At 32.9% G+C, this 13,760-nt stretch carries 13 protein-coding genes; all 13 read right to left on the bottom strand.

Features of this window, described 5'->3' with window-relative positions:
- Positions 1-407: 407 nt before the first annotated feature.
- Complete coding sequence (locus tag EO244_RS16555; RefSeq protein ID WP_129255802.1) at positions 408-1,130, bottom strand: hypothetical protein; 723 nt, start codon at positions 1,128-1,130, stop codon at positions 408-410.
- Between the two features lie 711 nt (positions 1,131-1,841).
- Positions 1,842-2,771, bottom strand: coding sequence for a hypothetical protein (locus EO244_RS16550; RefSeq protein WP_129255801.1), 930 nt, complete (start codon positions 2,769-2,771; stop codon positions 1,842-1,844).
- 268 nt (positions 2,772-3,039) lie between these two features.
- Positions 3,040-3,627: a hypothetical protein gene (locus EO244_RS16545; RefSeq protein ID WP_129255800.1), complete on the bottom strand. Its 588-nt coding sequence runs from the start codon at positions 3,625-3,627 to the stop codon at positions 3,040-3,042.
- A 1,162-nt stretch (positions 3,628-4,789) separates the two neighbouring features.
- A complete protein-coding gene (locus EO244_RS16540; protein ID WP_129255799.1) occupies positions 4,790-5,266 on the bottom strand; it encodes a hypothetical protein in 477 nt (158 codons plus the stop codon).
- 228 nt (positions 5,267-5,494) lie between these two features.
- Positions 5,495-6,025, bottom strand: a complete 531-nt coding sequence (locus EO244_RS16535) for a hypothetical protein (RefSeq protein WP_129255798.1) — start codon at positions 6,023-6,025, stop codon at positions 5,495-5,497.
- A 273-nt stretch (positions 6,026-6,298) separates the two neighbouring features.
- Complete coding sequence (locus EO244_RS16530; RefSeq protein ID WP_129255797.1) at positions 6,299-7,333, bottom strand: hypothetical protein; 1,035 nt, start codon at positions 7,331-7,333, stop codon at positions 6,299-6,301.
- A 160-nt stretch (positions 7,334-7,493) separates the two neighbouring features.
- Positions 7,494-8,336, bottom strand: coding sequence for a hypothetical protein (locus EO244_RS16525; RefSeq protein WP_129255796.1), 843 nt, complete (start codon positions 8,334-8,336; stop codon positions 7,494-7,496).
- Between the two features lie 169 nt (positions 8,337-8,505).
- Complete coding sequence (locus EO244_RS16520; protein ID WP_129255795.1) at positions 8,506-9,027, bottom strand: hypothetical protein; 522 nt, start codon at positions 9,025-9,027, stop codon at positions 8,506-8,508.
- A gap of 243 nt (positions 9,028-9,270) precedes the next feature.
- Positions 9,271-9,807, bottom strand: a complete 537-nt coding sequence (locus EO244_RS16515) for a hypothetical protein (protein WP_129255794.1) — start codon at positions 9,805-9,807, stop codon at positions 9,271-9,273.
- Between the two features lie 213 nt (positions 9,808-10,020).
- The gene (locus EO244_RS16510) at positions 10,021-10,293 is read right to left on the bottom strand and encodes a hypothetical protein (RefSeq protein ID WP_129255793.1); all 273 of its coding nucleotides are present in this window, start codon (positions 10,291-10,293) and stop codon (positions 10,021-10,023) included.
- Between the two features lie 327 nt (positions 10,294-10,620).
- On the bottom strand, positions 10,621-11,223 hold the full coding sequence (locus EO244_RS16505; protein ID WP_129255792.1) for a hypothetical protein: 603 nt from the start codon (positions 11,221-11,223) through the stop codon (positions 10,621-10,623).
- A gap of 237 nt (positions 11,224-11,460) precedes the next feature.
- Entirely contained in the window at positions 11,461-12,117 is a 657-nt protein-coding gene (locus EO244_RS16500) for a hypothetical protein (RefSeq protein WP_129255791.1), read from the bottom strand.
- A 720-nt stretch (positions 12,118-12,837) separates the two neighbouring features.
- Positions 12,838-13,554: a hypothetical protein gene (locus EO244_RS16495; protein WP_129255790.1), complete on the bottom strand. Its 717-nt coding sequence runs from the start codon at positions 13,552-13,554 to the stop codon at positions 12,838-12,840.
- Positions 13,555-13,760: the final 206 nt, after the last annotated feature.

The following is a 13,760-nucleotide window of genomic DNA, read 5'->3' as shown; positions in this document are numbered from 1 at the left end:
TCCAACTGCCGCCCTTCTGTTTAAGGCGAGTATACAGTTAAAGCAATAAAGAGAAAGCTTTATTTTCTCGCAAAAGGCATCTTCGTTTACAAAGCTAATAAATTTATGAAAAGCAGATGAAAAACAATCTATTCGAATCAAACAAATCCATTGGCAAACATAAAATAGAATAGGTCTGCATAACTGTGGCTGTCATCAGGGAGATTTGTTTGCACCAGGCAGCCTTATTCTTCAAGTGGGCAATTTAAATATATCTGAGCGTTTACATGGAGGATGTGGCTAACAGTGAAATGGAAAAACCAGAGATCTAAAAAAAAAGGAACGCGATAAAACCGACCAAAGAGAGTTCTTCGAAGTTAATCACGTTCCAAATGGGGATCAGAGTTCAACTTATTAGCTGATATTTTTTATATTCTTATTTTAACACCAAATTTCCAACAAGATGGATTAAAGTTTATTGTCCAATTAGAATTATCTGTTTTCCAGTCAAGTAAAGAATAACTTACTCCGCCCAAGCCTAGAGAAAAACTAAATCTGGTAGAGATAAAATAAGTTAATTCCGGAAAAATATCTGCACTAAAGAAATCAAGCTTTGAATTTCCGACTTGGTTCATTGCATACGGGGAAGAATAATCATCTGTTAATTCAATCACTGTATTAGAGGGATAATAGACGTTACCAGCCCAAAAGGTATCATACTCAGACTTAACTTTTCCGTAGCTAAATTTCATATTGGTGTTCACATATAATCTGTTGGCAATTGGATAATAATATCCTACAAAAACATTGGGTAAAAGAACCTTAGATTTTATGCTCGTTCTTTCAGTTTGATAGTACCTATTGATCATCAAATTATTGGCTCTGTCTTCTTTCTCCCAATTATAGTCAAGTCCGAAACCTGCAATAAATCTATTTGTAATAAAATATCCAATAGAAACTCCAGCATCTAAATATTTTCCTTGCGTAACATTTTGATTTTTAGTTACACCATTTTCTGTCGTTGATTTTTTATAGTTTCCATCAATTGATAATATAATCTGTCCTTTGTCCGTTTGTGAAAATAGATTTAAAGTTGAGAAAATTGTTACTGTTATCAAAAGTAATTTTTTCGCCGTTTTTTTAACTTTCATAAGTTCCCTATATTTATGTTTTATCTTGTTCAAATACCCTCTAAGTTCTATGCATATCGCTATGCCATTTATTCTCATCATACAAATATCACTATAAGCACCTATAAGTAAAACACTAATAAGTTGTACAGCTGCTAATACACCTACGATAGTTACAAGAATAAATTACGATTCAGTCAACCCCTAAGAGCCGTAGCTAAAAGAACAGACCAGAGCCTGTGCTTAAAATCTCGCAAATTTATCAAAATTTAAAAATGAACAATAAATAAGGAAAGAACAACACTAACAGTATACATAAAATAGAATAAATCTATATTATTATGGCTACAGTATAGGGATTTGTTTGCATCTGACAGCCATATTCATCAAGTGGGCAATCTTAATATGCGGGGAGGTTATATGAGGAAACCAGAAGTCTTAAAGGAAAGGAACTCCCGCTGCGGCCTATAAGCTCAAAAAATTCCTGAAATTCGTTACCAAAAAGGCCGAAACAGTAAGCAATCGAGCCAGAAATCAATTTTCTGAATTTAGGGTTTAATTCGGCTTAATTAAGCCGATTTTAAGAAGCTGAAAAATTAAAAATAAGACCCAAAAAATTAGAATCAGGGGCCTTCAAACAGCCCCTAAATCTCGCTAATTTTCTAAATGATTCTCTTTTGCAGCAATATTAGAGAGTTGTGCAACGCTTACTTTTGTTATAGCCTTTTATTTTTATAGTCGGGTGAAACCTCCTGTGGCTATATCAACTTTAAATTTTCGTTCACCAACCACTCCGTCCTGTTGAGTATACTTTATGTTGCAAACAACATAGCCACCTTCCAATTGTTCAAAAACAACATCGTCTATCCTTATATCTGCAGGCAAGTCAGAAAGTGGATCTTCACTTTCCCATATAGTTTGACCTGTTTTATAATTTTTTCGTTCAAACGTTAAATCCAAACTTATATACTCCTGTAAATTAATTGGAATAAGATGGTTGTCCATATACCTATCATAAACTTCATAATACTCAACCCCATCCATGGAAAAGCATCTCCACTTTGATTTCTTCTCGCTAAAACAATATGTTTCAACTATAAAACTATTTCCAAACCAGGGAGTGATATTATTAAAGTAAAATTTTGAATCTGGTATGGTAAAACTTGAAATCTTAACCTTATTCAACTGATCTGAAACGATATAAAAATCAGAAGTCACAGTCTGCCTTTCACTATGCTGGTAATCTCCATAAGCCCATCCCCACAGGATAAAGGCATAATCATCCCCGTGTTTATAAAATTTCTGAATTGAAAAATCAGAAATATGATGTGTAGATGTTACTCCATAACCTTCATCAATATCTACAATAGTATCCAAAACAATTCCCTCATATGAACAGATACTATTCTTATCCAATTTGTTGAATCCTTTTATAACCAGCCTTTCCTTAACTCTGCCATTAAAGAGAATTATATTGGTATCTACCCCAACTGTAAATGATTCATATTTTACATCTGTGTTAAATAAGCCGTACTTATCCAGCAACTCATCAAATTCGGTGGATACTTCCTTTTTTATATCAATCTCAGTGGAATCACTTTTTGAACATGACATCATTACATTAATAAGTAGCAATACCAGGATTATTCTTCTAATTTTCATTCTCTTAATGTTAATTTATTATTTTTAATTCTGACTAACGGTAAAAATTAGTCTTTAATTTTCAGTGATTTATATTTTTATCGTTCGCTTCAAAAATCAATGAATTTTCCCTTTATAGAGCGAATTGGCTATAACGTCTGCAATATGAAACGGCTGGCGCTTTCTTGCACTACTGTGTCAGTTTGCAAATGCGTTTTGTAAAAGTTCATCCGCTAAATATAGCACTTCCCGCCAGATATTTTATATTGTCCTGTTGTGTGCAGTAATTTTATTCTTGCCTTTTATTATATGCTCTAATTATTTCTTTTAAATCCTTATATCTTAATGCCTTACTACTAATTTTATCCGCTAATTCTTTATTATCAGAGAAATATTCTGCCATGGTTCTCTTAAATCCCATTTTTCGAACCAATAAAAAATTATTATTTTTTTCAATATAGTAATCCTGTTGATAACTTGATTCTCCTCCAGTCATTACTCCATTTGCATTCATTGTACCTGCATTTCGTACGACGTAGTTAAATTTATATAACTTTATAACTCCATCATCTATGAGTTTCATGTAGCCCTGCATATTATTAATAGAAATTGGTCGTTCGTAACTCTTTTTAAAATATACCTCAGTCCCCCTTTTATACGCATAAACATCCTTGTCCTTAAATTTCACTTTATTACCATTGGAGTCTATGAATTTAATTTTGAAACAACTTTTTTCAGCACTCATATTCTTAAGCTTACCAATGATTGTATCTCTAGACTCCTTAACAATATACCCTTCTATATAGTTATCAAATTGAGAATATCCTTTTGTTGTGAGGATAATAAATAATCCTACTAATAAATACTTTATTTTCATTTATAAATTACATGTTAATTATTATTAAACTTTGTCTAACTTAATGAGCACTTATTGCACACAACGGTCTCGTAGTCGAGTAGGCAAAGTGAGTTTGACTTCGTCGATTTTCAATTCACCCTAAGCCTCTCACAGAACCGTACGTGATAGTCTATTCACGAGTATTTTATAAAATGGTGTTCATGATTACTTCGTAATGCCCATCATACGGCTCCTCTAATTTTTATTTACAAGTAAATGCTCATCCTCTTTCAAGTTGGCAAATTGTAAAATAAATTAGCTGACCCCTTTGCTCCATTCCCATTACAGGAACTTCATCACTACTACGGATCAGTCCGCCCCGACACAACACTTCGATATTCTGCATCTAGGTTGTTCCTATTGTGCATTTCTCTTTACATTGTTGTGCAGGTTCCCAAGTTCCTTATTTAAGCCTAAATAGAAGTCATGCCACCTGAACACCGCCTGCCGTGCAACTAATAAACAGGCACCCGTTGCACTCTTCATCGCATAACATACTTTGCGACTTTTGACAGAATATTGCTACTTCTCGACACCTCATCAGTGGTTCACAGAAGTTTATCCTGAGCATTGCCGAAGGGTTCATCTCTTCTATTCTCACCTGCTATGCTCATGGCATAGATTCTCCTAAACGCTCAATACCATGGCTCTTTACCACAGCACCTTTAGGTGGTTTGATGCCCTTTCCTGTAAAACGACACCGGTGGGCCTAGCTTACAAAGCTATCCTCCATCTCAACCGAGCTTTGCGAGCTCAGCGCAGCTAAATAAAGCATGCAGCACTATTTTATGCCGATGTGCTGCTTCTTGGCACACTAAGAATAGTAGCCGAGTTTGCGTGTTTTAATGTTTCAAAATTTATAATAAGGGAAGATAACTATTTTAGGATTACATTTAACTATAACTATTCTAAAATGGCTACCTTGCCGTTGCTCATTAAAAGTACAAAACCTTCGAAAACCCGCTACCCGCCTATGGTATATAGCGTGTGTTAGGTGCTGGCTTTATTAATAAAAATAAATTTGATAGTATTTTTCTATAAATTATTAACTCGTTATAACATAAGATAAAATAATTGGCAGTATTTCTTTATGTCTCCATGCTTTTCAAACTGCCCTAACACCCAATGGCTATGAGTTTTATTACGTGCTCGCATTTATTCTCTCTTCTATAAGTTCATAAATACCTTTCCTATAATGAAAATCTATAAAGTCAACAGGCTTTCTGAACATAGGCAATTTCATGTCCTCTTGAGCCGAAACAAAAATAAATTTCTGTGTTGCAAATAGCCATTTGTGATATTTATCTTTTTCAAGTGTATAGAATGATTTTCCACTTACAGCATATACTCCCACAGATTTTATGTCAGAATATTTTATTGTTCGATTCTTTAACGGGGATTTAGAAACTATTTCATTATCTGTCAGAATGATTTTTGTATTAACCGAGTAGAAAAGAAATAGCAGCACTAAAAAGCAAAAAGTTATGGCAAAAACTATTATTATACTAGCCTTGGTTTCGATACTTAACCATATTAATAGTCCTGCAAGACCGAGCATCAGAATAAATATATGTAAATTATATGAGCTCTTCGGATTTATCTTTGATATTTGTTTCATTCTAAGTGTTTCAGCAAGCTTGCATCTAACGGGCTTGCTAAGTTGCGTGGGCGATTTAAAGAACCAACCTCTCAAACCGCACGGAAGCAAGCCACATAAATTTGTTTACAATTTTAACAAACCAATTTTAATTGGCTTGCTGGTGTTTATTCTTGTGCTAAACCTTCATTCTGCATTTTACCGCCCGTGAAATTTAGCTTTTGTTAGGGCAAGTTAGTTTCATGTTCATTAATCGGACAAAATACATTTAGCTTTATGAGCAGTTTCTGCAATTTTCTTCTTTTTCACTGTAAATGTTAATTTTTGATCTACGAATTCGGATTGAACAACTGAGAATCCAGTTCCTGAAATTCTTTCAATATCTTCTTTAGTACATTTATAGAAAACTTGATAATGGGTGAAGATTGTTGGATCAAGTACTGTGAAGTTTGGAAAAATGTCTTTATTAGATAAAAAACTAACGATTGTTCCATCCTCCAATTTAATCTTCATTTCTGTTCCTTGTGGAATTTTAAAGCTACGTTTTGATTGATAACGAATACCTAACTCCAATTCATAATTATTCCCTGCTCGATGGAATTTTAAATATCCTTTAATAATATTGTTCGGATGATTTAAAGATATTTTACATATTCTTGTTCTCTCACCACTCATTGGGTCTAGTTCATCTTTTTCATATTTACATTTCTGACCAAAAGAGGCTACAGATAATAATAGCATTATAATCACGGTTAATAAGCTTAGTAAGTTTCTCTTCATTTTTTTAATTAATTAATTTTGAAATTATTAGTTGTAGTAGAATACATGATCACATTTTTGTAATGCTAATTTGCCCTAACGGTTTGGCTATGTGGAGTGCGGGACTTTGAAATACTTCACAGTCAGGCTGCCACTGAGCCAATTCGTTTATTCATATTTTTGTTTTTATAGCCAAATCGTCAAAGACGAATTGGCGTTGTTGCAACGAAGAACTGCGGTTGAATTACCCGCTGAACCCCGCATTACATATAGCTTTTGTTAGCGTGTCGTTTTTTATTTTTTTCTTCTATTTAAAGGAACTTTCATATCATAGCTAAAGTTGAAGTAAACTAAGGAATCGGTTGTTAATTTTAGCACTTGCCATTTTTCAACGTAATCATCCTCAATAGTTATTATTGTGTCTTTTTTTAATTCATATTTAATCCACAAATTAGGGTCTGGATAATATATTGAGTCTTCAAAAATTCCAAAATATGCGTTTTCAGTTTCTTCATCTCCTCCATACGCACCTATCAAATTCTCAATATTTAATTCCAATTTTTCTTCCCACCATTCATCGTTTTCTGCCCTTTGAGCTACTTTCTTGTTCATTTGGTCAGGACTTCCTCCATTTGCAATTAAAAAGGTTATCCATCCATTTGATGCATATTTGTCAGAAGGACAAAATTCACTTGTGCCAACATCCAAATCGCCTGATAAAGGGATTCTACTATCACCCCAATTTGCTTGCTTTTTATCTTGTTTCCCATATTGAGTCCAAGTGCCAGCAAATTGATTATTATTGTACATGGCAGCAGCATCTAACAGGTCGTTGTATTTTATCTGTCCATCTTTGTCTTTATACCAATAAGTAACGAACCTGCCTTTAAATATGCCTGAATGTGTTTGATTTACATTTTCAGAAAAGAGATATTCTCCAGCAAGAATTCCAGTGTTTCCTGTCGGAAAGTCTAATGATTTTATATAATATGATTCTTTTATTTTCAGTTTACCATTAAACTCACAGATATTGTTGGATACATTACTTTTCCCGTAAACTGAATATTCATTTGGATTAGAATCATCTTTCTTGATTGAGATAAATTTGATTTTTAATCTCTGATATTTTTCTCCAATGAAACCTAATCGTCTTTCGGAAGAATTATTAATCCAGAAACTGCTTAAATCAACAGAATTTAATTCTTCAAGGTTTGGATTTAATGTTTCAAACTCTTCCTCCAAATCAATAATATCTCGATAGTTCGTTAGATTTTGGCTTTTCACTATTGAAAAAAGCAACATTAAAAATATGAGAATCGAGTATTTCATTCTAATCATTAATTTTGGTTCGTTCAAAATGAACGCTAACGGTTGGTACATGTTGTCGGGGCGGATTTCGGAGAGCGTTCCTGTCCGAAGGACACGGAACTGCGAAACGGGAATCCGCTGTTGGCGTACCACCGAACCCCGCCCTGCAATATGTACTGTGTTAGGCACTGGGGTTTATTTTCTTAAAACTCATATAAGTTTCTGCCAATTCAAATTCCCCATTGTCCTTTAATAGTTTTATGAATTTTTTATTCTGTACATTTTCGATTAAGTTGTTATACCTTTCTTTCATCCATCTATATTTTACTTTTATGTCAGACTTGTAAATGTTTCTAGATGTACTCATTAAACCTTTCCTTATTGTATTTCCAATCTTGTCGATATAATCAGGAAATCCATATTGAGGGTCATCCAATTCAGATTGAGCTTTTGCAAAATAATCAACATAGTACATTCCATCTGAATCCTTTTCTAACAAGCCCTCCACATATTCTTGTTCTTCTTCTGAAGTGTGGTGTGAAGAACGGAACTGACCTGCTAATTCTATAATATCTCTGTGTAATATTACTCTTGGATATAGAGCAGCTTTTGATTCCAAAATATAAGCTTCTGCTAAAGCAGGACCAAATAATACTTGGTCTGTGTGAATTAATTTTCCATATGTAATAGCTCCTCTACACAGTATGCCTCTGTATATCAATCTCATTATCATCCATTTTATCTCTAAAAGAGTGTAAAATATTTCACTTTTCTCATTCGCCTGAAAAGAAATTACTACACAGTCTGAGAATGTTGTAATTTGTTTACTATTTCTCGGAATACTCTTTCTGAAGGTTGTTTCTTTTTCGTCTAAGTCCCATACGTCTCGAATAGCTTTGTAAGCTGAAAATATTTCATTAATTTTTTCAGGATTGTCTTCGTCCTTTTTTCCAACTGTATTAGCCAAAATATCCTTAAATCCTAGAATATCAATATAAGCAGTCACTCTATTCTCATAGTTCATAACTTTCAGTATTTAGGTTTTTACCCTTGTGCCTAACGGTAAATTGTATGAGTAGTGGCAGATTGCGTGGCACTTTCCTGTCAAACCGCTACGCAGTTTGAGCGGGCTATATACCTTGATAATTACCACATCGCCTGCCATTACTTATACAAAATGTTGTGTACAGTTATTATTTATTGTTATCAAAAGTCAAAATCACTTTCGGATTTTGTGCATCCATAAACATTTTACTTCTAGCAAACAGACAAATCTTTCCGATTCTATTAAATACATTATGCTCTCCATTTGAGTTAATCAGAACTTCGGCAGTACAAATTCCGCCAAGATGATTTTCTTCAATATAATTCCAATGTTTTTCAATTTCATCTTTAAATACAATCGTAAATGCTGGTTGAGTATATTCGACCAGATAATTTCCGTCATCCATTTCTCTCGGATTAAAATCGGGATGAGCATTATAAATCAAATCAAGTGTATGTAGAGCAGATGAATTTATATCCGAAACTCTTTCAGGGAAAATCACGATTGTTCCAAATTCAAATACAGCAATTTGTAATTTTTCACCTGTGTAGTATTTCGCTTTTTCCAAAATGAGGTTTAAATCAATCGGAAGATTTGGTTTCCATTTCGGTTTTGGTGGAAAGTCAATCACTTCCTTTCTTTTATTAAATAGTTTATCAAATATTCCCATTTGTTCGGGTTTGTTTTAATTGTACACAACGGTCTTGCTAAGTTTCGTGGGCGATTAAAAGAGTAATCTTATCAAACCGCCGAATAAGCAAGCCGAATGAAATTGTTTATATTTTGAACAAACCAATTTTAATTGGCTTGCTGGTGTTCCTTAATTGTACTAAACTTACGAACTGCGCATCACCGCCCATGAAATTTAGCTTTTGTTAGGCACTGTACGATATGAACATTAGTCGGATTCTCCTCAATTTGGATTCTCCTTTTCAACATAGAGGTAAGGAGGTTTTCCGAAAATCTCATCTGTTTTAAAAGTGTAGTTCTTATTTAATGGTTCCAATTCAATATGTTTATGAATACTCATAATAAATTTGACTACACCAGCTAATCTAGTTTCAAATGAACTTCCGATAAACACTTTGTTTGTTATAATTTCATTTTTGCTGTATTCAATGAATATTTGATATTTTCTTGTATCTAGTTCTGAGTTTTGATATGACTCAACAAATTCTAGATCTACCCCTAAAAACAAATTCACAAGAGAATCTTTAAATTTTTCAGGAAGTTGACCTGTGTATAAATTCCTTTTTTCACCTGCTTTATAGTCTGTATATAAAAGAACAACCTTTCCATTCTTGAAAATGTCTACGTCGATGTTATAATCACATCCCATACATAAACCTGACGATAACGAGATTTGTTCAAACTTCAGATGTTCCTTTTCGTCTTGATGAATATAACCAGTCAAAACAACGAAAGTGATTAAATAAATTATTATTCTCATAGTATTGTGCCTAACGGTCTTGCTAAGTTTCGTGGGCGATTAAAACAGTTGTCCTATCAAACCGCCAAATAAGCAAGCCGAGTAAAATTGTTTATATTTTTAACAAACCAATTTTAATTGGCTTGCTGGTGTTTATTAAATGCTCTAAACTTTCGAACTGCGCATCACCGCCCATGAAATTTAGCTTTTGTTGTGTACTGTTTGTCTTTCAATTTAAAATAATAGTCTAAAGAAATATATTCCAACACAAATTGTTAAAACAGCACTAAAGACTATTACAATAAATGTATTTATTCTGTTGCGTTTTTTCAGCTGATATCTAATTTCTGCTAATTGTTCAGGTGTGGCTCTTTTTGCCAAAAGTTTTTTAAATCCTTCACTTGATTTTCGCCGATAAAGGCTTTTATTATCAAATAAAGTTTTTCGATCTCTTGAGTTATTCTTTAAGCTAGAAATCATAGCCTGAACTGAACCTCCAAAACTCATTTTATATATATTAAAGTTAAGATATACTCATTCAAATTGTTCCTTCTTGCAATATTGATTTTGAGCGAAATCAAGCGATATTATTTCATACATTTATTCACGTCTTTAAAACCCAAACAACCAACAAGTCTCAACAATCTAAATAATCATTCTTTTTTGCAGGTCATTTGTTCTTAGAAAAAATGGTACACAACGGTTGATGGTATGGTGTCGTGCGGGATTACGAAGCGATTTCCTATCGGTTTACATCGACTTTTTTTACGTGCCACAGACTCTGGCAACCCTCTGAAACCCGCATGCACTATACCATTTGTTAGGGGCAGGTGTTTATTCCATCGTGTTATTCCTAGAATTTTCTATTTCATTGAATAACAAATTTAGATTCTTACATTTTTCAGGCGTAGAGTTTTCTTCTAAAGATTTCAAGTCATCGAGCCATTTAAACACTTTGTCAGGTGTTTTTGATAAATACACCTCAATTCCTTGTGCATAAAATCTTATTTCTTCATCATTCATGACTATGAGCCTATCCAAAAGTTCTTCCTTAAAATCGTCAATGTTTTTTACTAAATATGAACCCATTTTTTGATGAAAAACAACTTCAAGATTGTTTAAAGCTTTTTTCAAAACCTTAAAATAATAATCTCTTGTGTCTACATTGTAGGAGCTTAAACTGTCAAGGCAATCATATAATTTTTTATAATCATTTGTCATTACACTGTCAAGCAAATAAAGTTCAGCAAAATCTTTCGTTGAAATATCAGCTAGATAATAATAGTTTCTATAATCACGAAGAGATTCAGGAATTGTACTGTTAATTTTATTTTCACTTTTCTGTTTGATAGGACTAGTTGCGTTAGTACTTTCTTTGGATTTATTACTTGAGCAACTAACTAATAAAACTATAAATAAATAGATTGTATTTTTCATTTTGTTACCATGGTTGTTGTTTTTCCACTTGCCCCTAACGGTCTTGCTAAGTTTCGTGGGCGATTTCAAAGAGTAATCTTATCAATGCACCGAGTAAGCAAGCCGATTAAATTTATAATTTTATGCAAACCCATTTAATTGGCTTGCTGGTGTTTATTAATTGTGTTAAACTTTCAAACTGCTCATCAGCGCCCATGAAATTTAGCTTTTGTTATAGGGCGTTTTATTATTCAGATTTCATCTCATTATATCACTGTATTCTTCTTGTGATACAGCTATTAACTTGCGAGCATTATCTAATCTGGTATAAAAGCATTTCATAATACGTTCATATTCATGTTTTATAATATAGTAATTATCATTCGCTTTAATTTCCAAATCATATTTTTCAGAATCTTCTTTATATTTTGCAAACCTTTCATCAACTTCCGTATTTCCCCCTGTAGCAAAATAACTAGGTTCCATTTTTGTTATATATTGTTTTAAACCGATATATAAATGTTCAAAGTCCGTTCTTTTTGATTTTAATGCGGATATCATTGCTCTTTGCTGAAGGAGAAAGGCTTCAACACATCCTCCTTGATTCATGGAAATGAAGCTCGCTGAAATGGCATCTAAATTCTCTTGGATTTCATTCTCTAATTTTGATATTCGTTTTTGAGTATCAAATATTTCTGATTTTGATTTTTTGAACTCAGTGAGTTCTTTTCTTATTTCGATAAAATTTATTAACTGATATCCAATTAATAAAGTCACAGAAATTCCAATGAACGTCGCAATAGTGCCAATATAGGTATCTCCATTTATTGAAAAAGGAGTTACCTTCATTAAGGAAAATCCCAGTGCTATTAACGATACTAATAAAATAAATACATTAAAAAGTGTTTTTCTCATTATACTTTGATTGAAATATGTTTAATACCTTACTTTGTAGACTACCCGATTTTTAAATGCCCTATAACGGTTTTGGCTAAGGTGCGGCAGATTTAGTTGAGCCGACCTATATAATTGACATAAAACTAATCAAAATAAATTATGTTTCAAACAGAGCTGGAGTCCTGCTGCACTTTAGCTTTTGTTACAATGCGTAGAAAATCGTTTCCTGTGAGAGCTAAGCTATTTAAAAGGCCTGGCTCATAGATGGCTTTGGCTTAGAAATTTGCAAAAGCTTAGGCAATAGGATTAAATTAAAGGCTTATTGCAAATTTTATGACAAAGGGAAAAACCCTAAACAGGGCGGCGCTGAACGGGACTGCAAGGTAGAGCTCAGTATAATAAAAATGATGATGTTTCTTTAAGACAAAAGCTTTCAAAAAAAGGAGTGAGGCTACAAGCTTATAAGCGAGAACCACAAAAGAGATAGATTTTACTTTTACAAAATGGGAAATCGCATTAATCTATCTCTTTTGTCTATGAATTGTAACGGGCTTGCTAAGTTGCGTGGGCGATTTAAAAGAACTGACCTTTCAAACCGCTAAATAAGCAAGCCTATTAAATTTCCTATATATTTTAGCAAACCCATTTAATTGGCTTGCTGGTGTTTATTAATTGTACTAAACTTTCTAACTGCTTATCAGCGCCCATGAAATTTAGCTTTTGTTATAGGCAGACATTTTAATCTCCCATATATCTTATCCCTTCAATAACTTTTGAAATATATTGTCCTGATTCAATTTGTGCCCATCCAATTAATCCAAATTTTGTTTTGATTAAATAAAGATCTTCAATATATTGGTCAGCCAAAATGACTTCTACATCATAGCCAATTGGTAGGGTGGCAACTTTATTTTTAAGATCTTTTGTTTCAAATAAAGTTATACCTTCTAAAGTCTTAGATTTTAAACCAACATATAAAAAAGGTTGCTTTATTTCTATCAGCTCATCATTTTTTAATTGGTATTTTCTTCTTTCATTGAAGTTTGTGTTCGCATGCCCTGATGCATAAAAATTACCAGATTTGGTTATAGCCAAATCCACTGCTTTAATATCTCCAATATGCGATTCTTCAAGATAAATAGAGAATTCTGGATCAGAACTAGAACCTTCACTATACAGGATTGTATATTTTGTATTATAATTATCATTAAAGAACAGCTCTACTAAAACAATAGTTTCACCATCCAAGTCTTCAGGATATTCACAATAAAAAGGTTCTCCCTTTGGAATATCTTTTCTTTGTTTATTTATTATCCGTGCATTTGTTTTATCAAAAAATATACTAAACGAATTAGCAACTTTCAATTCATACAAATAACTAAATGCAGAGAACTCTTCCTGTCCTTTGGCGATAATAGTAATAAATACGAATACAATGGTTAAAATTTTTTTCATTCTGTTTATTTTTGTTTGCCTATAACGGTCTTGCTAAGTTTCGTGGGCGATTAAAACAGTTGTCCTATCAAACCGCCAAATAAGCAAGCCGAGTAAAATTGTTTATATTTTTAACAAACCAATTTTAATTGGCTTGCTGGTGTTTATTAAATGCTCTAAACTTTCGAACTGCGCATCACCGCCCATGAAATTTAGCTTTTGTTGTG

The sequence above is a fragment of the Ancylomarina salipaludis genome, assembly GCF_004122035.1.
GTDB classification, from domain to species: domain Bacteria; phylum Bacteroidota; class Bacteroidia; order Bacteroidales; family Marinifilaceae; genus Ancylomarina; species Ancylomarina salipaludis.
This window is presented reverse-complemented; position numbering and strand designations above follow the sequence as displayed.

Coding starts and splice junctions, on each gene's coding strand:
- EO244_RS16555 (WP_129255802.1), bottom strand. CDS start 1,130: ATGAAAGTTAAAAAAACGGCGAAAAAATTACTTTTGATAACAGTAACA.
- EO244_RS16550 (WP_129255801.1), bottom strand. CDS start 2,771: ATGAAAATTAGAAGAATAATCCTGGTATTGCTACTTATTAATGTAATG.
- EO244_RS16545 (WP_129255800.1), bottom strand. CDS start 3,627: ATGAAAATAAAGTATTTATTAGTAGGATTATTTATTATCCTCACAACA.
- EO244_RS16540 (WP_129255799.1), bottom strand. CDS start 5,266: ATGAAACAAATATCAAAGATAAATCCGAAGAGCTCATATAATTTACAT.
- EO244_RS16535 (WP_129255798.1), bottom strand. CDS start 6,025: ATGAAGAGAAACTTACTAAGCTTATTAACCGTGATTATAATGCTATTA.
- EO244_RS16530 (WP_129255797.1), bottom strand. CDS start 7,333: ATGAAATACTCGATTCTCATATTTTTAATGTTGCTTTTTTCAATAGTG.
- EO244_RS16525 (WP_129255796.1), bottom strand. CDS start 8,336: ATGAACTATGAGAATAGAGTGACTGCTTATATTGATATTCTAGGATTT.
- EO244_RS16520 (WP_129255795.1), bottom strand. CDS start 9,027: ATGGGAATATTTGATAAACTATTTAATAAAAGAAAGGAAGTGATTGAC.
- EO244_RS16515 (WP_129255794.1), bottom strand. CDS start 9,807: ATGAGAATAATAATTTATTTAATCACTTTCGTTGTTTTGACTGGTTAT.
- EO244_RS16510 (WP_129255793.1), bottom strand. CDS start 10,293: ATGAGTTTTGGAGGTTCAGTTCAGGCTATGATTTCTAGCTTAAAGAAT.
- EO244_RS16505 (WP_129255792.1), bottom strand. CDS start 11,223: ATGAAAAATACAATCTATTTATTTATAGTTTTATTAGTTAGTTGCTCA.
- EO244_RS16500 (WP_129255791.1), bottom strand. CDS start 12,117: ATGAGAAAAACACTTTTTAATGTATTTATTTTATTAGTATCGTTAATA.
- EO244_RS16495 (WP_129255790.1), bottom strand. CDS start 13,554: ATGAAAAAAATTTTAACCATTGTATTCGTATTTATTACTATTATCGCC.